Source organism: Sorangium sp. So ce1036 (assembly GCF_051369805.1).
In the GTDB taxonomy this organism is placed as follows: domain Bacteria; phylum Myxococcota_A; class Polyangia; order Polyangiales; family Polyangiaceae; genus Sorangium; species Sorangium cellulosum_F.
Map to the genome: position 1 here is coordinate 5,887,844 of NZ_JBBMOX010000001.1, position 17,247 is coordinate 5,905,090.

Annotated in this window: 14 protein-coding genes and 2 pseudogenes; 13 read left to right on the plus strand and 3 right to left on the minus strand. The window is 72.4% G+C overall.

Annotated features, from left to right (window positions below):
- Positions 1 to 192 precede the first annotated feature (192 nt).
- From WMF31_RS22185 to WMF31_RS22200, 4 genes are all read left to right on the plus strand, one after another.
- Complete coding sequence (locus WMF31_RS22185) at positions 193 to 1,482, plus strand: RNA polymerase sigma factor (RefSeq protein ID WP_436603862.1); 1,290 nt, start codon at positions 193 to 195, stop codon at positions 1,480 to 1,482.
- 104 nt (positions 1,483 to 1,586) lie between these two features.
- Complete coding sequence (locus tag WMF31_RS22190) at positions 1,587 to 2,693, plus strand: hypothetical protein (RefSeq protein ID WP_436603863.1); 1,107 nt, start codon at positions 1,587 to 1,589, stop codon at positions 2,691 to 2,693.
- A gap of 139 nt (positions 2,694 to 2,832) precedes the next feature.
- Positions 2,833 to 3,993: a hypothetical protein gene (locus WMF31_RS22195; protein WP_436603864.1), complete on the plus strand. Its 1,161-nt coding sequence runs from the start codon at positions 2,833 to 2,835 to the stop codon at positions 3,991 to 3,993.
- A gap of 798 nt (positions 3,994 to 4,791) precedes the next feature.
- On the plus strand, positions 4,792 to 4,929 hold the full coding sequence (locus WMF31_RS22200) for a hypothetical protein (protein ID WP_436603865.1): 138 nt from the start codon (positions 4,792 to 4,794) through the stop codon (positions 4,927 to 4,929).
- 119 nt (positions 4,930 to 5,048) lie between these two features.
- Here WMF31_RS22200 and WMF31_RS22205 read toward each other — a convergent pair whose 3' ends face one another.
- Together WMF31_RS22205 and WMF31_RS22210 are read right to left on the minus strand one after the other, a co-directional pair.
- Positions 5,049 to 5,270, minus strand: coding sequence for a hypothetical protein (locus tag WMF31_RS22205; RefSeq protein ID WP_436603866.1), 222 nt, complete (start codon positions 5,268 to 5,270; stop codon positions 5,049 to 5,051).
- A 9-nt stretch (positions 5,271 to 5,279) separates the two neighbouring features.
- Positions 5,280 to 5,441: a hypothetical protein gene (locus WMF31_RS22210; RefSeq protein ID WP_436603867.1), complete on the minus strand. Its 162-nt coding sequence runs from the start codon at positions 5,439 to 5,441 to the stop codon at positions 5,280 to 5,282.
- A gap of 230 nt (positions 5,442 to 5,671) precedes the next feature.
- Here WMF31_RS22210 and WMF31_RS22215 point away from each other — a divergent pair, with 230 nt between their 5' ends.
- The 8 genes and pseudogenes from WMF31_RS22215 to WMF31_RS22250 all read left to right on the plus strand — a co-directional run.
- Positions 5,672 to 6,028 (plus strand): four helix bundle protein, encoded by a 357-nt coding sequence (locus tag WMF31_RS22215; protein ID WP_129356633.1) that lies wholly within the window; start codon positions 5,672 to 5,674, stop codon positions 6,026 to 6,028.
- Positions 6,029 to 6,071: 43 nt separating this feature from the next.
- The gene (locus tag WMF31_RS22220; RefSeq protein WP_436603868.1) at positions 6,072 to 6,236 is read left to right on the plus strand and encodes a hypothetical protein; all 165 of its coding nucleotides are present in this window, start codon (positions 6,072 to 6,074) and stop codon (positions 6,234 to 6,236) included.
- Positions 6,237 to 6,287: 51 nt separating this feature from the next.
- Positions 6,288 to 9,350 (plus strand): BREX-6 system phosphatase PglZ, encoded by a 3,063-nt coding sequence (pglZ, locus tag WMF31_RS22225; RefSeq protein ID WP_436603869.1) that lies wholly within the window; start codon positions 6,288 to 6,290, stop codon positions 9,348 to 9,350.
- 3 nt (positions 9,351 to 9,353) lie between these two features.
- A complete protein-coding gene (gene brxD / locus WMF31_RS22230) occupies positions 9,354 to 10,667 on the plus strand; it encodes a BREX system ATP-binding protein BrxD (protein WP_129347573.1) in 1,314 nt (437 codons plus the stop codon).
- A 7-nt stretch (positions 10,668 to 10,674) separates the two neighbouring features.
- Positions 10,675 to 12,807: a DEAD/DEAH box helicase gene (locus WMF31_RS22235; RefSeq protein ID WP_436603870.1), complete on the plus strand. Its 2,133-nt coding sequence runs from the start codon at positions 10,675 to 10,677 to the stop codon at positions 12,805 to 12,807.
- Positions 12,808 to 13,092: 285 nt separating this feature from the next.
- Complete coding sequence (gene tnpA / locus WMF31_RS22240) at positions 13,093 to 13,431, plus strand: IS66 family insertion sequence element accessory protein TnpA (RefSeq protein ID WP_436603871.1); 339 nt, start codon at positions 13,093 to 13,095, stop codon at positions 13,429 to 13,431.
- Positions 13,432 to 13,445: 14 nt separating this feature from the next.
- Positions 13,446 to 13,619, plus strand: a pseudogene (tnpB, locus tag WMF31_RS22245) (IS66 family insertion sequence element accessory protein TnpB); the annotation flags it as partial.
- Positions 13,620 to 13,655: 36 nt separating this feature from the next.
- Positions 13,656 to 14,180 (plus strand): annotated as a pseudogene (locus WMF31_RS22250) (IS66 family transposase); the annotation flags it as partial.
- Between the two features lie 104 nt (positions 14,181 to 14,284).
- Here the strand turns inward: WMF31_RS22250 and WMF31_RS22255 are convergent.
- The gene (locus WMF31_RS22255; RefSeq protein ID WP_436603872.1) at positions 14,285 to 14,680 is read right to left on the minus strand and encodes a hypothetical protein; all 396 of its coding nucleotides are present in this window, start codon (positions 14,678 to 14,680) and stop codon (positions 14,285 to 14,287) included.
- A 267-nt stretch (positions 14,681 to 14,947) separates the two neighbouring features.
- Between WMF31_RS22255 and WMF31_RS22260 the strand changes: the two genes are divergently transcribed.
- Complete coding sequence (locus WMF31_RS22260; protein ID WP_436603873.1) at positions 14,948 to 17,089, plus strand: cation:proton antiporter domain-containing protein; 2,142 nt, start codon at positions 14,948 to 14,950, stop codon at positions 17,087 to 17,089.
- Positions 17,090 to 17,247: the final 158 nt, after the last annotated feature.

The window sequence follows — 17,247 nt, forward strand, 5'->3', positions numbered from 1 at the left end:
GCATCGAGCTGCCTGCGGGACCACCGGTCCGTACCCGTACCCGCGCTGGAGCGCCCTCGTCCCCCGCACCGGGCGGTGCGTTTCACAAACGGCCCCGGAGAGCTCCGCGCAATTTTGGTCATGAGCGATCCTTTTCCTCCCACCGAGGACACCTCCCGCCACCGTACCTGGACCTCCGTTCACGCAGCGGCCGTGAGCGTCCTACCCAGCGCACTCCGGCTCCTGGGAGTCGCCGAGCCCGACCTCGACGACCTGGTCCAGGAGATCCTGCTCGCGGCCTACGAGAGCCTGGATCGGTTCGATCCCACCTACCCCGCCTCCGCCTGGACGCCGCCGCCGCACGAGGCCGTCTCCGCCGGCCCTCCGCCGCACCGGGAACTCCGCTGCCAGCACCGCAGCGCGGAGGCGCGATGGGTGTTCGGCATCGCCTGGCGGAAGGTCAGCCATCACCTGAACCGCGCCTACCGCCGCCGCGAGGTCCCGAACGGCCTGCACCCCGCGCCCCACGGCCAGCCCGTCGATCTCGCGCCGAGCAGCGAGGAGCGCATCGCGGCGCGCGAGCGGCTGGAGCTCGCGATCGAGGTGCTCGGCACGCTCGCCCCCGAGCGGCGGATCCTCCTCGTCCTGCACGAGGCCTACGAGGTGCCGATCGTCGAGATCGCGCGCGCGCTCGGCATCAACTACAACACCGCCTGCACTCGCCTGCGCCTCGCCCGCGAGGACTACCGCGCCGCCGTCGCGCGGCTGCGCCCGGAGCAGCGGCAGGCGCTGCGCGCGAGCTGGCTCCTCTTCCCGCTTTCGTCCGGCTTCCTGGCGCACGACGACGGCGAGAGCCCCTCGACGCCGGCAGCCTCCCCGCCTCCAGCGCCCGCGCCGCCTGTCCCGCCCGCGCCGCCTGTCCCGCCCGCGCCGCCTGTCCCGCCCGCGCCGCCGGCCCGCCCGCCGACCGCGCTTGCGGCCGCGACCGCGCGGCGGAGGCCTGGCCCGATCGGCCTCGCCCTCGGGTCGGCCGCGGCGGGCGTCGCCGGAGCCGTCGCCGTGATGCTCGCGCTCGCGCCGCCGCCGGCCGTGTGGGCTCGCCGCTTCGGGCCGCTGCTGCCCGAGCTGCTGCCCGCGCGCAGCGCCTGCGCTGCATCGACCCCGCCGCAGCGGACGACGGAGCCGGCGCCCGTCCCTCCGACGACCGAGGCGCTCCACCGCCCGTGCCCTGCCGCTCCGCGGGCGGCGCCGCCGGCCGGCCAGCGGGACGACACCTTCGCCGAGGAGCTGCGGCTGCTCGACGCGGCGCGGGAGCGCCTCTCCGCCGGGGACGCCGCCGCGGCGCTCCGGCAGCTCGCCGCGCACGCGGCCCGCTTCCCCGCGGGCCGGCTGAAGTCCATACGAGAGCAGCTCCGTACGGTCGCCCGGACGCGCCTCACCCCTCCGGCGCAGCGCGCGTCGGGACCGGCGCAGCGCGCGTCGGAAGGAGCGCCGTCGCGATGAGCCGATCCAGGGCCAGACAGGAACCCGGCGCACCCCCGGCGCGGCGCGCCGCCCGATCGCGAACGGGCGCGGGACGCCCGGCACACGCCACCGCCGCGGCGGCCGTGATCCTGCTTTGCAGCGTGGAGGCGCACGCCGCGCCGGAGCCGCCCCGGGCCGGGATGCGCCTCGAGGTGGTGCGAGGCCCCGGCGCCGAGGGCTGCCCCGACGAGACGTCCCTGCGCGCGGAGGTCGCGCGCGGGCTCGGCGCCGACCCGTTCCAGGACGACGCGCCGCGGGCGCTCACGGTCCGCATCGCCCGGGAGGGGCCGGAGCACACGGCCTCGATGGCGCTGCGTGACGCCCAGGGAGAGACCCACTGGGCCGAGGGGTTCAGCACGCGGAGCGGCTGCGAGGAGCTGCTCTCCGGCGTGGCCCTCGCCGTGGTGGCGCAGCTCCTGGGCGCGCCGGAGCGGGCTCCCGCGCCGCCCGAGCGCTCGCCGCCGCCTGTGCCCTCGCCGCCGCCCGAGCGCTCGCCGCCGCCGGTGCCCTCGCCCTCGCCGAGATCCGAGCCCGTGCCGGGCGCCGACCCCTCGCCGGAGTCCAAGCCTCCCGGGGCGCCCGCGCCGCCGCCGTCGGCGCAGCGCGCGGCGCCGACGCCGTCCCGGCCGGCCGAGCAGCCGCAGGCGCCCGCCGGGCCGGCGGAGGCGCCGACCTCGCCGGAGCGGCTGCGGCTCGAAGCGGGCCTCGGAGCGATCCTCGGACTCGGGCTCACGCCCGGGGCCGCAGCCGGGATGACGCTCGCCGTGGGCGCTCGCTGGTCCGACTGGTCGATCGCGCTGGAGGGGCGGGGGCTCGGTTCCTTGACCCAGGAGGTGGAGGGCTCGATGGTAGGCGCCTCGGCGTTCACGGCGGCGAGCGTGGCCTGCTATCGCCACCCCATGCTGTTCGGATGTGGGCTCGCCGCGATCGGGGCTGTCCGGTTCACCCCTCGCGCCCCGTGGACCATGAGCCCGCGCGGCGACGCGCTCCTCGGCTTCGGAGCGCGGCTCGGTGCGGAGTGGCCCTTGTCCCGCAGGTGGTCTGCGCACGGGTACGCCGAGGCGACATGGATCGTGGACGATGCGGTGCTCAGGCGCGTGGCGCACGAGACCGCAAGACCAGCGCCACTCTACTGGACGACCTCGCCGCTCGGCGCAGCCCTCGGGTTGGGCATTACGGCCACGTACTGAATTTCACATGGAAAAGAACACTCTGCCGCGAGCATCTGGTGACGATTGGAGAAAGGACTTCGGAATGGGAAGCGCGCCTTGCCGTATGAAGGGAATTGCCTGTTGTGCACGTCGAGCGGCGCCGGATAACCTGCGCGGCATGCGAAACAGCTCATCTCTGCTCATGGGTCTCCTCTTGCTGGTCGGCTGCGCCGGAGATCCGACCATTTACGGTCCCTGTCAACCCAGCGAATATGGCTCCCCGGCGTGCCCTTATCCCGAGGCAGGCACGGGGGATGGGGGTGGCGGGGAAGGCGGTGGTGGTGGGGAAGGCGGGGAAGGCGCCACCGGAGGTGCCGGCGGAGCGGGCGGCGGCGGCGACGAGCGCGCCTGCGCCGGCGACTGTGTCCCGCCGGCGCCGCTCGGCTGGTTCGGCCCGGCGCTGCTCTGGTACGGCCCGCCGGACCAGGCGCCGGACTGCCCCGCCGCCGCGCCGAACGTCGGCTACGAGGGGTTCGCCGACCTCGTGCCGGAGCCGCTCGCCTGCGCGACCTGCCTGTGCGACCCGCCCGACGCGGCCACGGCCTCGTGCCAGCTCCCGCTGGGCTGGTCGGCGCACGCGGCGATGTGCCCCGGCGATGCCCCCGGCACCCTCGCGACGACCTTCGCCGCGCCCGAGGCCTGGGACGGCGCCTGCACCGCCGCGAACGCGATCCCCGCGGACCAGGACTGCGGGGGGCAGCCGTGCGTCCAGTCGCTCTCCATCGACGCCCCGACCGTGACGGTGGCCGGCGCCTGCACGCCCAGGGTGGACGAGCCGCCGGTGCCGGCGCTCCTCGATCCCTGGCGGACCCGGGCGCTCGCCTGCCTGCCCGGCGCCTACACCGAGTGCCCGGGCGACCGGAGCACCTGCATGCCGTCGCCCGACCAGCCCGGGGTCCCGCCGCCCGGCGGCTTCCTGACGTGCATCTTCCACGAGGGCGACGTGACGTGCGGCGAGCCCTACCTGGTCAAGCACGTCTTCCACGGCGGCATCGACGACACGCGCGGCTGCTCGCCGTGCGGCTGCGGGGAGCCGGAGGGCGCGTCGTGCACCATCATGGCCTCGGTCTACAACGACGGGGCGTGCGGCGAGGCGCTCGCGTCGATCGTCGTGAGCTCGACGACGCCGTTCTGCGGGGTCACGCCGCCCGGCGTCGCCCTCGGCAGCAAGTCGGCGGAGGTCGTGGCCGTGGATCCCGGCGGCTGCGCTCCGAGCGGCGGTGAGTCGATCGGCGAGATGCTGCCGGCCGAGCCGTCGACGTTCTGCTGCCTGGCCTAGGGTCCGCGAGAAGCGCAGGCGATCCTCGCCCCGCGCTCGGCAGCAACTCCACCTGATCCGCGAGCTCTCCGCCCTCCTCCTTGCGGAGGGCCGCGATCAGGACGCCTGCGAGCGGCACCGCCACTCATCGATTGCTCGCGACGTCCTGGACATCGCGCGCGTGCCTTGGCGAGCTCGACGCGCTCGCTCGCGACGTCTGGCCGCGACCAAGCGCACGGATTCATCGAGGGCTGACAGCCTTTCCTGAGTGTTCTCCTTTGTCGCTCTGGCATCAGCGCAAGAGCAACGGCCCCCAGAGAAATTCCACTGGGACGGCCTCCACCTCAACGGCATTGTCCAGACGAAGCTCCCCCATCTTGCGAGACTAGGAGCCACGTATGGCGGCGGAACGGCTCCCGGGGCCGTCCATACAGTCATGGTGAGCTTCGGACAGACCGCGAGCCCCACCCAGGAGCTCAGCATTGGGTACTTCATCGGCATCGGCGTGGGCAAGGAGAACATGTCGACGATAGAAGACAAGAAACTGGGGATCCATGCCACGTTCGAAGCCGGACCGTTCCGGGCGAGCGCGGCCACGAGCTTTCAACTCTACCAATTGATCGGAGCCGTTCTTCCCATGTTCACCACGACCTTGAGGCGCAGGGGACCCTCGTCCGCACCACGCACGTCGATCTGTTCCTCGGCGGAGACGTCTATTCCCGCAACCTCAACGTCCAGCTCGGCTTCACGTGCGAATTACGATTCAGGGACATAAAGATCTTCGATCGAAACATCGATGGACTATTGTCGATAGCAGAGATGAATGCTTGGACCAGAGCTCCGAAGCATGGGGTCTTCTGGGCGGCCTACGTCGAATCGCGCCTCGGGATCGTCGTCGATCTGGAGTCCGACACGGGAGAAAAGCGCGACCGGATCCGTGAGTATGGGCAGCTCTGATCGGTCGCGCCAGGGACGCCGCTCACCTCGCTGCTCTCGCTCAGGTTGATTGACGAGCCGCCGGTGCCGGCGCTCCTCGATCCCTGGCGGACCCGGGCGCTCGCCTGCCTGCCCGGCGCCTACACCGAGTGCCCGGGGGACCGGAGCACCTGCATGCCGTCGCCGGACCAGCCCGGGGTCCTGCCGCCCGGCGGCTTCCTGACGTGCATCTTCCACGAGGGCGACGTGACGTGCGGCGAGCCGTACCTGGCCAAGCACGTCTTCCACGGCGGCATCGACGACACGCGCGGCTGCTCGCCGTGCGGCTGCGGGGAGCCGGAGGGCGCGTCGTGCACCATCATGGCCTCGGTCTACAGCGACGGGGCGTGCGGGGAGGCGCTCTTGTCGGCCGTCGTGAGCTCGACGACGCCGTTCTGCGGGGTCACGCCGCCCGGCATCGCCCTCGGCACGACGCGCTCCGCGCTCGCGAGGCTCCCCTCCGCCTCGCGGAGCACGTCCGAGCCGTCCCTCACGACAACACGTGATCGTGAACGTGGTCGTGGTCGTGGTCGTGGTCGTGGTCGTGGTCGTCAACGTGGTCGTGGTCGTCAACGTGGTCGTGGTCGTGGTCGTGGTCGTGGTCGTGGTCGTCAACGACACGATCGTGAACGTAAGCGTTCTCCCGAACCCTTGGTCCCCCCCTCGTCGCTGCCTCCATTCCGCCCCGCGCAACCCAGCCCCGAATCGCGTCGACCTCCCTCCCATGTTCGGATTCCAGCGCCTTGACGTCTATCGCTGCGCCATCTCCTTCCTCGCTTACAGCGCTCCGCTGGCAGCGCGCCCCCCTCGCGGGCAGGGCGAGCTCGCGGATCAGCTCCGTCGAGCGGCGCTCTCCGTTCCGCTGAACATTGCGGAGGGCAGCGGAAAGCCGGCGCGAGATGCGCGCCGGTTCTACGCGATTGCGAGAGGCTCGGCGCTGGAGTGCGCTGCGATCCTCGATGCATTCGAAGCCCTCGGGCTCGTCACCACCCAGGAGCTCGTGGAGCCTCGCGAGCTGCTGGAGAGGACGGTCTCGATGCTCACGAGGATGGCGAGGGTCGAGGGGAATCGGGGGGAATGAGGGTGGGGAATTCTGGGGGACGTTCACGTTCACGACCGAGCGGTTGACGACCACGACCACGACCACGACCACGACCACGTTGACGACCACGACCACGACCACGTTGACGACCACGACCACGACCACGTTGACGACCACGACCACGACCACGTTGACGACCACGACCACGACCACGTTGACGTGGGGGAACGGAGGGGGCTGCGCGTGAGGGGACGAGCTTCATGCGTCTCGCGCGGCCGTGGTACGTTCGCCCCACGACATGCCCCCCGCAGATCCCCACGCCGGCGCGGCGAGCCGGGCCCTCGCCGTCGAGATCACGAAGAAGGTCCGCGAGCGCGGCCTCGTGGTGTGGATCGACGCGGACCGGCAGTACCCCGCCCTCGTCGACGCGCTCCGTGACGGCGCCTTCGGGTTCTCCTACCCCGTCGTGCCGTACCGCGGCAGCTACCTCGAGCTGATGCTCTCGCTCGAGCCCCACGGCAACGGGCTCGACGCCGACCACGTCCTCGTCCACCTCCCCGGCGTCAACAAGGAGACCGTGAAGGAGACGCCCGTGTTCGAGCTCTACAAGGCCGGCGTGGTGTTCGAGAAGAGCCTCGGCACGCTCGTCCGCGAGGCCGCGGCGGGGGCGGCCACGCTCGAGGAGATCGACGCCTTCGTCCGCGCGCCGGGGCTCAGCCTGGACAGGGCGGATCGCTGGCTCGACGACCTGCGCGCCCAGCCCAGGGACGGGATCACGCTGCTCCTCGAGAGCCGGGGGCTCGAGGACGTCGTCCTCGGGCTCGTCGCCGACGACCCGCGCCTCCGCGCCCACCTCCCCGAGCACGGCGAGCAGGTCCTCGAGTTCCTGGAGAAGGGCCTCGGGCTCGGCGCCGCCTTCCGGCGCTACCGCATCGGCGAGGCGGAGCTCACCGCGACCGCGGTGGCCACCCTGGTCGCGAGCTGGCTCATGGCCGTGGAGTTCGTCCACGACCTGAAGGAGCCCCCCGTCACGCCCGAGCTCGCGGCCCTCACCCAGCTCGGCCCGCTCGCGAAGGACTGCCGCCGCCTCGCCGCGCGCCTCCGCGAGCAGCACGCCGACGTCTACGAGCTCTTCGCCAACGAGCTCCAGGAGCACCTGCAGCACGAGCGGACGAGCCACCACGCCGGCGCGCTCGGCTCCATCGACACGTTCCGCTTCGAGGAGGCCACGATGCGCGCCGCGGCGCTCGGCGCGCTGCGCCGCGGCGACTGGGACGCCGCCGGGGAGATGGCCCTCGCGCGGACGCCCGAGGCGTGCTTCTGGGTCCGGCGCTCGCCCGCCTTGCAGCGCACCTGGGAGATCCTCCGCCAGGCGGCGAGCGCGGGCCGCGCCCTCGCGGCCACGCGCAAGGGGCTCGACCGGTGCGGCTCGCTCGACGAGGCGGTGGAGCGCTACGCGGAGAAGCTCGCCCCGGTCGACCGCCAGCACCGGCTGTTCGAGCAGCGAGCGCACGCGCTGCTCGCGTCCGATCTCGACGACTACGACGCGCTGCTGGAGGTCCGCAAGGCCGTGCGCCGCGCGTACCGCGGCTGGGCCGACGCGATCAACCGCGCCTTCTTCGCGCTCTGCGTCGCGCACGGCCCGCTGCCCGGGCGCGGCCTGCGGCAGCGGACCGTCTACGAGGAGGTCGTCCACCCCCTCGTGGAGCAGGGCGGGCGCGTGGCGTACCTCCTGGTCGACGCCCTGCGCTTCGAGATGGCGCAGGGCCTCGCCCAGGAGCTCCAGCGCGAGAGGTTCCGCGCGAGCCTCGGCGCGCGGCTCGCCGAGCTGCCCACCGAGACCGCGATCGGCATGAACGCGCTCGCCCCGGTCGAGCGCAACGGCCGGCTCCGCCCGGTGGTGACGAAGGACGACAGGCTCGAAGGGTTCTTCGCGGGCGAGTTCCGCGTGTGCCTCCCCGCGGACCGCCTGCGCGCGATGAGCCAGCGGAGCCTCTCGGGCCCGGGGCTCTGCGCGGAGGACCTCGAGCTCGAGGAGCTCCAGGACATGACCCTCGCGCAGCTCAGGCGCCGCCTCGGCGGAAAGCCCCGGCTCGTCGTGGTGCGCAGCCGGGAGCTCGACACCGCGGGCGAGCACGGGCTGCACCTCGGCACGTTCGATCACACGCTCGCGCTGCTGAAATCCGCGATCTCGCTCCTCTCGCAGGCCGGCGTCGAGCGCTTCGTCATCGCCTCCGACCACGGCTTCCTGCTGCAGGACGCCACGGCGGAGAACATCCCGTTCGGCGCCAGCAAGCGGGCGCCCGAGCGGCGGCACGCGCTCCTGCGCGAGCCCTCCGGGATGCCGGACGTGCTCGAGATCCGCCTCTCCGCGCTGGAGTACGACGTGGAGGAGGACCTCCACCTGGTGCTGCGGCCGGACACGGCGCTCTGGCAGACGAAGGGCAAGATCGCGCCGTTCGCGCACGGCGGCAACAGCCTGCAGGAGCGCGTGATCCCGGTCCTGGTCCTCGACCGGCAGGTCGCCCGCGGCAGGACGACGTCCCGGTACGAGGTCGTCGCGCACCCCGAGCCCGCGCACCTCGGGCGCCAGCGCCTGCGCGTGGCCGTGCGGCTGCAGAGCCGCGAGAACGCGTCGCTGGGCTTCCTCGCGCCGAAGAGCATCAGCCTGGCGCTGCGCGTGCCGGGGCGGCCGGACGTGAGCATCGGGCTGCTCGACGCGGGGCCGCCGGCCACGCTGTCCGACGGGCGCGTGCTGGTCCCGCCGAACCGCGACGAGGCGGTCGTGGAGTTCGAGCTCGAGGGGCAGGCCGACGAGAAGGTGCGGGTCGAGGTGTACCACCCGGATGCGGTCGAGGAGGTGACGTCGAAGGTGGTCGAGGGCTTCTTCGACGTCGCGCGCAGCCGGCACCTTCCGAAGCTCCGCGGCGCCGGGGGCAGCGCGCCGCCGCCGCCGGGGGCCGGGACGCTGCCCCCGGGGGCCGGTACAGCGGCCTCGCCGGTCCCCGCGCCGGGGGCCGGTACAGCGGCCTCGCCGGTCCCCGCGCCGGGGGCCGGTACAGCGGCCTCGCCGGTCCCCGCGCCGGGGCGCGCCCGGCCGGCCAGCGACCCCGCTCCGGCGCAGCCGGCGCCGGCCACGCCGGCGTGGGGCGAGCTCGTCGCGGACGACGCTTACCGGCGCGTGCTCGAGATCATCGCGGAGCGCCGCACGATCAACGAGGCCGAGCTCACGCAGGTGCTCGGCTCGCCGCGGCGCGTGCGCGCCTTCGCCCGGCACTTCGACGAGCTGGTCCGGCGGCTGCCCTTCGAGGTGGAGGTGCTGACGGTCCATGGCATGAAGGCCTACGCGAGAAAGGACTGACGCATGGCATTCCGCGACGCGGCCCACATCTTCCAGCGCCTGCGCAACGGCACCGTGCCCGACCGGGGGCTGGAGGCGTTCGCTGTGGGGATCGAGCGGCACAGGAAAGAGCTCCAGCGGAAGCTCGACGAGGTGAAGGGCGGCGAGGGCGACGTGAAGTTCCTCCGCGGCGGTTACGGCTGCGGCAAGACGTTCATGGCGAACCTCGTCGTCCACGACGCGCAGAAGGGCGGCTTCGCGACGAGCTTCGTCGTGGTGTCCGACAACGATCTGCACTTTCACAGGTTCGACGAGCTCTACCGCAAGGTCGTCAGCGGCCTGAGCACGCCGGCGTGCCCCCAGGGAGCGCTGGGGGACGTGCTCGATCGCTGGATCGGCGGCATCGAGGAGGGGCTCGTCCAGCTCGGCCTGAGCGACGACGACCCGAGCTTCGACGAGCGGGTGCTCGCGAAGCTCGACGAGCAGCTCGTGGCCCTCACCGGAGGCCGGGCGCCCGCCGACATGATCCGCGCGATCAGGAAGGTGTTCGAGCTGAAGCAGGCGGGCCGCGTGCAAGAGGCGTCGGCCCTCGTGTCGTGGCTCTCGGGCAGCTCGAACGTCGCCGCGGGCCTCAAGGGCGTCGCGGGCGTGAAGGGCGACATCTCGAGCAGCGACGCCATGGCGTACCTCCGCGGCATCCTGGAGATCATCAAGCGCGCCGGCTACACCGGGCTCGTCATCGTCATCGACGAGGCGGAGACGATCTTGCGCATGCGCGGCGACGTGCGCGGCAAGTCGCTGAACGCGATCCGCCAGATCGTGGACGCGGCCAGCGGCTATCCGGGGCTGCTCTGGGTGTTCACGGGCACGCCGACGTTCTTCGACGACCGGCAGGGCGTGAAGGGCGTCGAGGCGCTCCACGCCCGGATCAAGTACGAGGAGTTCAACGGGGTCCCGAGCCTGCGGCAGCCGCAGCTCGCGCTCCGGCCGTTCGACCGCGAGCGCCTGCTGAAGGTGGCGCTCAAGCTCCGCTCGCTGCACCCCGATCTCGCGCCCGAGGAGGCCGAGCGCCGCCTGCCGAGGGAGCTCGTCGAGCAGCTCGTCGACGCCGTCACGGCGGGCTTCCGGGGGGACGTGGGCGTGGTGCCGCGCCAGTTCCTGCGGACGTTCGTGAACGTGCTCGACGTGCTGGCGGACGACCCGGACCAGGACGCGCACGGCCTGCTCGGGTTCGAGCCGGCGGGGTTGACCCCCGAGGAGGAGGCCGTGCTGGCCGGGCGCAAGCTCGAGGAGCCGCCGCCGGACGACGCCTTCGGGGGCGCCGGCGTCGCGATGTGAGGCGGCGATGAGCGTGTTCTCCCGCTTCCCGGAGCGACTCCAGCACGCCATCGCGCACCACCTCGGCTTCACGTCGCTCCGCCCGGTCCAGGAGCTGGCGGGCGAGGCGATCCTGGACGGCAAGAACGCCGTGGTCCTCGCGCCGACGGCGGGGGGCAAGACCGAGGCGTCGATGTTCCCGGTCCTCGCGGGGCTGCTCTCGGCGCCGCCGTCGGGCGTGGGGGCGCTCTACGTCGCGCCGATCAAGGCGCTGCTGAACAACCAGGAGGTCCGCCTCGGGGACTACACGCAGATGGTCGGCATGCGCCGGTTCGTCTGGCACGGCGACGCCCGGCAGGGCCAGAAGGAGGCCTTCTGCCGCGAGCCCGCGGAGCTCCTGATGACGACGCCGGAGTCGCTGGAGGTGATGCTCATGTCGCCCCGGGTGCCGGTGCGCCGGCTCTTCGCGGATCTGCGCCACGTCGTGGTGGACGAGATCCACGCCTTCGCGGGGACCGACCGGGGCGCGCACCTGATGAGCGTCATCGAGCGGCTCGCCGCGCTCTCCCGGCACGACGTGCAGCGCGTCGGCCTGAGCGCCACGGTCGGGAACCCGGAGCAGATCGGCCGCTGGCTGGCCGGGAGCTCGGCGCGCCCGGGCGTCGTCGTCGACCCCCCGAGGCCGAAGGCTCCGCGGCTCATCAAGGTCTATCTCCGGGAGGACGCGAGCGACTTCGCGCGCGAGGCCGTCCGCGAGGGGCGCGGCAAGAAGAGCCTGTTCTTCTGCCAGTCCCGGTCGCTCACCGAGGCGGTCGCCGACGGCATGCGCGACGACGCGATCGAGGTGTTCGTCCATCACGGGTCGGTCTCGAGGGAGGAGCGCCACGCCGCCGAGGAGCGCTTCGCCCGCGGCACGAACGCCTGCATCGTCGCCACGTCCACGCTCGAGCTCGGCATCGACGTCGGGGGGCTCGATCTCACGTTCCAGGCCAACGCCCCGAGCACGGTGTCGTCGTTCCTGCAGCGCATGGGGCGCACGGGTCGGCGGCCAGGCGCGGTGGCCAACATGACGTTCCTCTGCGAGGACGCGGTGTCCGTGGTGCAGAGCGCGGCGCTCGTGCTGCTCGCGGCGCGCGGGTGGGTGGAGCGCGTCAAGGACGAGGCGCGCGCCTGGCCGGTCCTGGTGCACCAGGTGCTGGCCATGACGCAGCAGCACGGAGGGATCAGCGCGGAGCGCTGCTGGCAGATGCTCGCGCGGGTGCCGGATTTCCGGGGCATCCGGCGGGAGGAGTACCTCGAGCTCATCGAGCACATGAAGCGCGAGGGCTATCTGTTCGAGTCCGGGGGGCTGCTCGGCATGGGGCTGACCGCCGAGCGCGTCTTCGGCAAGAAGAACTTCCTGGAGCTCTATGCGGTGTTCTCGAGCCCTGTCCTCTACAAGGTGCAAACCGAGTCGAAGCGCGACCTGGGCAGCCTGGAGCAGGCGTTCGTGGACCGCCTCGTGGAGGAGATGAGCACGTTCCTGCTCGGCGGGCGCGCCTGGCTCGTCGTGTCGATCAACCACGAGGAGCGCCTCGTGCGCGTCCGCGGGGCTCCGCGCGGCAAGAAGCCGAGCTGGGGAGGCTTCGTCCCGCAGTTCCTCGGGTTCGAGCTGTGCCAGGCGATGAGGGAGGTCCTCACGAGCGATGAGGAGTACGCGTTCCTCGACGCGAAGGCGAAGGCCGCGCTCGCCGAGTGGCGCGGCGACCTCGGGCAGCTCCTGCGGCGCGGCGGAGACGCGCTGCAGCTCGACGGCACGACGGTCACCTGGTGGACCTTCGCCGGCGGCCGGATCAACCAGACGCTCAAGTACGCGCTCGAGTGGAGGGGCGGTTGGAAGGTCGTCCCCGACAATTTCTCCGTCAAGATCCAGGGCGACGGCGTGCGCTTCGAGGCGGTGAGCCGCCTGTTCGAGGAGATGCGATCGGCGAGCTTCTGGGAAGCCCCCGAGACCCGCCGCCGGCTGCTGGCGCTCGTGCCCGAGTACCGCCTGAGCAAGTTCCAGCGCGTCCTGCCCGAGGCCTGGCAGGTGGAGATGGTGGGCGGATACCTGCTCGATTTCGAGGCGACCGCGAGGTTCCTGGCCGGGGGCGCGGCGCCGATTGGCGAGCGCGACCGGTAGCGGGGGGCGCGCAGGAGATCACACCCGCAAGCACGTCACCCGGTCGCCCATCACCACGTAGGCCGTCCCCCCCAGGAAGCGAGCGGCCCTGGGGGCGGCCCGCCCTGCCACGCAGCGAGCGGCTCCACCGCGCCCGCATCGCTCACCCGCACCAGCGCGTGGCCGCCCGCTCGTAACCGCCCAGCCAACGCCATCGTGATCGTCCGTGCGGCGCCGGCTATCTGTTCCCATCGCGAAGGAGGAAACGATGGCGACGAGAGCGGAGTGGGCCGAGCGGGTCGAGCGATGGGAGCGGAGTGGGCCGAGCGGGTCGAGCGATGGGAGCGGAGCGGGCTGAGCGCCGAGCAGCTCGGGCGGCGCGAGGGGTACAAGCCCAAGCAGCTCTACTGGTGGCGCTGGAAGCTGCGGGCTGACGGAGCCTCGCAGCCCTCGCCGTCGCCGTCGTCATCGATGGGGGCGCCGCGGTTCCTGCCGGTGCACGTGGTGGCGGACGTGTCGCCGGTCGTGACGGAGCCGATCGAGATCGCGCTGCCCAACGGGCGGGTGGTCCGCGTTCGGCCGGGCTTCGACCCTGCCACGCTCGAGCGAGTGCTGGCGCTCGTCGCCGAGGAGACGCCGTGCTGACGCTGCCGCCGTCGGTGCGCGTCTACGTCGCGGCCGAGCCGGCGGACCTGAGAAAGAGCTTCGATGGCCTGTCGTCCCTGGTCGCTCAGCGCTTCGGAGCCGATCCGCTCTGCGGATATCTGTTCGTGTTCAGGGATCGGCGAGGCGACCAGATCCGGATCTTGTTCTGGGATCGTACCGGATACGCCATTTTTGCCAAAAACTCGCCCGTGGCCGTTTCCAAGGAGCGCGTGCTGGGCTCGTATTACCTGCGCGCCGACGACACGGGGATGCGCGTGCTGGATCAGGATCATCCAGCGGGGGTCAAGAGAGGGCACATCTGGGGCTTCGTCGGGGCCGAGCTGGTGTCGTTCGTGTACGCACCGGGCTGGAGGGCGAAGCATCCGGCGGCGCTGCTGCAGGGCTTCACCGGCTACCTGCAGGGTGATGGCTACGCCGGGGACGGCGCGATGTTGCGCGGAGACGACGAGGGTGAGGCGATCGTGCCCGAGGAGCGCCGGCTCGGCTGTGGAATGCACATCCGCGCGAAGTTCGAGAAGGCGGCGAAGGGCGGCGACGCACGGGCCGCCGTGGCGCTCGCGTACCTCAAGGCCACCTACCGCATCGAAGCGGCCTGCAAAGCCGAGGCGCTCTCCCCGGAGGCACGCCTGGCGCGCCGGCACGAGCTGTCGATCCCCGTGGTCGACAAGTTGTATGAGTGGACTCAAGAGCTGCACCTGCGGCCCGTGCCGAATACGCCGCTTCACATCGACCATGCCTTGGCTTTGACACCAAAGCCATCATAGCTCGCCCTCGTCCTGAGTCGTTCGACGACTTTATCTTGCCTCGACTCAAACTCGTAGAGCAGGGTGTATCACGCACCCAGGCGCTGTCCCGAGTAGAAGTGCGTGCCGCATGCCTCGTAGAACGCCCTCGCGCCATGCCGCTGGAGCAGCTCCTTGGCGTCGGCTGTCAGCTTGAAGTCTGGCGCGTTGGTCTCGATCCGTTCGTCCGATACGATGTAGTTGGCGTCAACCAGCCAGTAGAAGGCGTCGTCCTTGAGCTCCACGTCCTTGAAATAGCTGAGCTCGGCGCTCGCCTTGCCCCAGAGCCCGACAGCGCTCAACGAAGCGCCGACATCCAGCGCCCGATGGAGCTCCCTGGACGACGTGATCTTCGTCTCGTTGTAGGTGCGGCTGATCACGTCGGCGCGGAAATCGCGCGCGGCGTCCTGCGACTCCCAGGCGACGTACGGCAGGAGGAACCACACGCCGTGCAGGACGCCGTAGCGATCCGCCACCGGGACGCCGACGTTCTCGAGCTGCTCGTCGAGGGCGAGCAGGACGCGGGCGCGCTCGCGGTGGTCCAGCTGGCCCAGCCGTAGAGGGTCTCCAGGGTCTCCTCGCCCACGGGCGGCGGGCCCTCGGTGAAGGTGATGAAGCGCTCCTTGGGGACGTCCATGGTGCAGCTCGCTCGCGCTCAGCACGCCGTTTGCCAGGACCGGCCTGCACCCCGCACCGAGGAGCCCCCCACCCTGATGCACGGCCTCACCGAGCGGCAGATCCTGCTCTCGCTCGTCGCCCTCGCGCTCATCCTCGTGACCGCGCGCGCGTTCGGCGAGCTCGCGCGGCGGCTGCGCCAGCCCGAGGTGCTCGGCGAGCTCTTCGGCGGCGTCGTGCTGGGCCCGTCCGTCGTCGGCGCGCTCGCGCCCGGGTTCTATCGAGTCCTCTTTCAGGATCCGGCGGTCAGCCTCGTGCTCTCGGGCCTCTCCTGGATCGGCGCGCTCCTCCTGCTGCTCATGGCGGGCATCGAGGTCGACGTCGCCATCCTGCGCAAGGAGGCGCGCCCCGGGGCGCTCTCGGCGCTCGGCGCGATCGCGCCCTCGCTCGTGGCGGGCGCCGCCTTCTCGGTGCTGGCGCTCGATCAGCCCCTCCCGAGCGGCCTCTTCCTCGGGATCGTGCTCTCGGTGACGGCGGTCAGCGTGATCGCCAAGGTGCTGATCGAGCGCGAGTCGATGCGCCGCAGCTACGCGCAGGTGACGCTCGCGGCGGGGGTGGTCAGCGAGGTCGCGGCCTGGGTGCTCGTCGCGATGACCTCGTCGAGCTACGGCGCGTCGCCCGCGCTGGCGGTCGCCCGGAGCGCGCTCCTGGCGGGCGGGTTCTTGCTGTTCATGGCGCTCGTCGGGCGGCGCCTCACCCACCTCGCGATGCGCTGGGTCTCCGACGCGACGCGCGTCTCGAAGGGACAGGTGTCGCTCGTCCTCGTCCTCACGTTCCTGGCCGCGGCGCTCACGCAGCGCCTCGGCCTGCACCCGCTGCTCGGCGCGTTCGCGCTCGGCGTGCTGCTCAACAGCGCACCTCGCACCAACCGCCCCCTCCTCGACGGCGTGCTGACGCTCGTGGCGGGCCTCTTCGCGCCCGTGTTCTTCGTCCTGGCGGGCATGCGCGTCGACGTGTCGCAGCTGCGCACCCCGGCGGCGTGGGGGATGGTCGCGTTGCTGCTGCTGGTCGCGACCGCGGCGAAGGTCGTCCCCGCCGCGGTCGGCGCGCGGCTCGGCGGGCTCAGGAGCGGCGAGGCGGCGCTCGTGGCGCTGGGCTTGAACATGAAGGGCGGCACGGACCTCATCGTCGCGATCGTCGGCGTCGAGCTCGGGCTCCTCTCCAGCGACAGCTACACGATGTACGCCGTCGTCGCGCTCGTCACGGTGACCCTCTCCCCCGCGCTCCTCTCCTGGATCGAGGGAAAGACGCCGCCGTCGCCCGAGGAGTCGCGTCGCCTCGAGAGCGAGGAGGCCGCGCGGCGCGCGTACATCCCCGGGGTCGAGCGGATCCTGGTCCCGATCGTGGCGCGCGCCCTGCCCGGGTTCGCCACGAACATCGTGGAGAGCCTGGTCGCCGCCAAGCGAAAGCTCGGCGAGACGGTCGACATCACGGAGCTCGCCGTGGCGCAGCAGGCGCCCGCCTCGGCGAGGGCCGCGGGCGAGGCGAGCCGGGGGCTCGCGCGGCTCGGCGAGCGCGCCCGCGTCGGCATCTGGCGGCAGAAGCGCGAGCTGCGCGGCTCGATCCAGGCGATCCTGAAGGCCGCGCGGGATCACGATCTCGTCGTGCTCGGCGCGCGGCCGCCTTCGCGCGCGCTCGGCCTGTCGTTCGGCCGCCTGCAGGACGCGATCGTCCAGCGGGCGGAGTCCAACGTGCTCGTCGTCGTGGGCGCCCCTCCGGCGGCGGAGCGCGCCCCGGGCCGGCGGATCCTCGTCCCGATCATCGGCCTCGAGTACTCCCTCGCCGCGGCGGATCTCGCGGCCCACGTGGCGCTGTCGTGGGACGCCGAGCTCGTGCTGTTCAGCTGCGCGCAGACCGAGCTGGGCGCGGTCCTCTGGCGCTATCGCGATCCATCCCGGGCGCGCGAGGTGGCGCGCCGCGTCGTCGACGAGGCGGTCTTCCGGGGGCGCCGGCTCGGCGTGCGCGTCTCGCCGCGCGTGCAGGTGGGCGCGCACCCGAGCGACGAGATCGCGCGGGAGCTCGCGCGCGCTCCGTACGATCTGCTCGTGCTCGGGTGCTACGATCACGGGCCGCTCGGCCGGCTCTACCTCGGGAGCACGGTCGAGTCGGTGGTCGTCCGGAGCCGGGTGCCGGTCGCGTTGCTCGTCGCGCACGGGGGGACGCAAGACCAGGTGCGGTGAGGGCGCGGCCGGCAATCTTGACGCCCACCGGGCTCAGGGTGCGTAGAGGGAACCGCCGGCGCTCGCGCGGCGGCGGCGCAGCGCGGTCAGGACGAGACCGAGCGGGCTCAGCGCTGCGCCGCCGCCTCCGTATTGCGCTCGGGTCGCTGCTGCCCAAG

Coding starts and splice junctions, on each gene's coding strand:
- WMF31_RS22200 (WP_436603865.1), top strand. CDS start 4,792: ATGAATGCTTGGACCAGAGCTCCGAAGCATGGGGTCTTCTGGGCGGCC.
- WMF31_RS22260 (WP_436603873.1), top strand. CDS start 14,948: ATGCACGGCCTCACCGAGCGGCAGATCCTGCTCTCGCTCGTCGCCCTC.
- WMF31_RS22215 (WP_129356633.1), top strand. CDS start 5,672: ATGTTCGGATTCCAGCGCCTTGACGTCTATCGCTGCGCCATCTCCTTC.
- tnpA (WP_436603871.1), top strand. CDS start 13,093: ATGGGAGCGGAGTGGGCCGAGCGGGTCGAGCGATGGGAGCGGAGCGGG.
- WMF31_RS22235 (WP_436603870.1), top strand. CDS start 10,675: ATGAGCGTGTTCTCCCGCTTCCCGGAGCGACTCCAGCACGCCATCGCG.
- WMF31_RS22205 (WP_436603866.1), bottom strand. CDS start 5,270: ATGATGGTGCACGACGCGCCCTCCGGCTCCCCGCAGCCGCACGGCGAG.
- WMF31_RS22195 (WP_436603864.1), top strand. CDS start 2,833: ATGCGAAACAGCTCATCTCTGCTCATGGGTCTCCTCTTGCTGGTCGGC.
- pglZ (WP_436603869.1), top strand. CDS start 6,288: ATGCCCCCCGCAGATCCCCACGCCGGCGCGGCGAGCCGGGCCCTCGCC.
- brxD (WP_129347573.1), top strand. CDS start 9,354: ATGGCATTCCGCGACGCGGCCCACATCTTCCAGCGCCTGCGCAACGGC.